Genomic DNA, 1,515 nt, shown 5'->3' with positions numbered 1-1,515 from the left:
GAGCACACATCACCTTCATTTGCCACAAGCAAACAACTTGCCGCCAATTGCGCCTTCACCTCTCCTTGATGAGTCCGTATTTGATAAGTCTGCGCACCCACTGTATCCCCGACAACCCCCTCCTGAACACCACAAGACACCACCGTACCTGTGGTCAGGTATAATTCATGAAAATCTGTTGCGTTTGATAAAGACATTGAATTCATCACTTAAATCTCCGTTGACCAATATTCGGCTTCCGCCCAATTCAAATCCGTGCCCGTGGCACCTAACGTATTCGCACTTGACCAGTCACACTGTTTATCCACTAAGCAATGCCGCTTCGCTGTCATCACATTCGCGCGGCTAAAATTGGCATAAGACACATCACCGTAAGATAAATCAATATACTCTGCTGAAACATTAATGAAATTCGTATGAAGCGCAATCACCTTTACCCAATTCGATTGCGATAACACCGCATTACTCATCTTTGCATAAGACACGTCTGCATTCTCAAAACAACTGCCCAGCAAATACGCATCACTAAAGTCACTTTCTCTTAAATCCGCTCCCATAAACACCGCATGCGCCCCTTTAATACCCACTAACTTGGCACCTTGCATTTGACTGTTCATAAAATAACAACTCTCTAATCGACTGTAAGATAAGTCCACTAATTCAAGTTGACAGTCATTGAGCTGCACCGCATAAAAGTTCACATCAATAAACTGACTGCTGCGTAAGTCCACTTCCAGAAACGCCGACTTTTCGATGGCCGTTTTGGAAAACAACATATCACTGCATTTTGTGTCATCAAACACACATTTAAACATCTGCGTTTGCGTAAAATTAATCTCATTGAGCTGCGCCCCTGTAAAACAACACGCCCTAAGCTGAGCCTGCTCAAAATCAGCTTGCCTCACCTCCGTCTTGGTATATAAGGTTAAGTGCTGATGAGAGCTAGCCAATCCGACTTCCGTTAAGCGACTCTCGGTAAACAACACTTGCTTTAACACCGATTTTATCAATGACACTTGGTGTAATACACAGCCATCAATAATCACCCCATCCAATGTCGCTTCACTGAAATCGCACCCAATAAACTCACATCCCTTAAACGAGCATTGTGATAATTGACTCTGGCTGAAATTCACATGGGTAAAATGGCAATCAGTAAAAACCACTTTGCTTAACGCAAACCCTTGCCAATCTTCCCCTTCAAATTGCACTTTTTCATGGAGCACTTTATCTTGCAGCGCTTGCTCAGGCCCAACCGGCCCCTTTTCTTGCGCCACCCACTGACTCTGCTGATAATTATCCATAAATAACGTCCTCATTATTTTCTAGCAAGGTCGCTTTAAAGTTACAGCCCTTGATTTGGGTATTACCAAAAGTGGTTTTAAATAAGTCACCATTATAAAAACACACTCTGTCTAAGGTGCTATTAGTAAAAATTGAGCGCATGAAATTGGTTTGTATCGCATTAACCGCCTTAAAATGCGCGCCATTAAAATTACTGCGAAGACACTGAGC

3 protein-coding genes are annotated in these 1,515 nt (G+C 43.0%); all 3 read right to left on the bottom strand.

Translation table 11 applies throughout. The features are described 5' to 3' along the window. The coding region (locus tag Q0976_RS23925) for a hypothetical protein (RefSeq protein ID WP_299497370.1) at window positions 1–209 on the bottom strand (209 nt) is incomplete at its 3' end. After that, on the bottom strand, window positions 210–1,304 hold the full coding sequence (locus tag Q0976_RS23920) for a pentapeptide repeat-containing protein (protein WP_299497368.1): 1,095 nt from the start codon (window positions 1,302–1,304) through the stop codon (window positions 210–212). After that, window positions 1,297–1,515 (bottom strand): pentapeptide repeat-containing protein (locus Q0976_RS23915; RefSeq protein ID WP_299497366.1); only part of this gene is annotated, 219 nt, incomplete at its 5' end. The genes Q0976_RS23915 and Q0976_RS23920, both read right to left, overlap by 8 nt.

The sequence above is a fragment of the uncultured Shewanella sp. genome (assembly GCF_947501665.1).
GTDB lineage: Bacteria > Pseudomonadota > Gammaproteobacteria > Enterobacterales > Shewanellaceae > Shewanella.
Note: the sequence above shows the minus strand (reverse complement) of the source record. Positions and strands in the feature narration are given on the sequence as shown.

Coding starts and splice junctions, on each gene's coding strand:
- Q0976_RS23920 (WP_299497368.1), bottom strand. CDS start 1,304: ATGGATAATTATCAGCAGAGTCAGTGGGTGGCGCAAGAAAAGGGGCCG.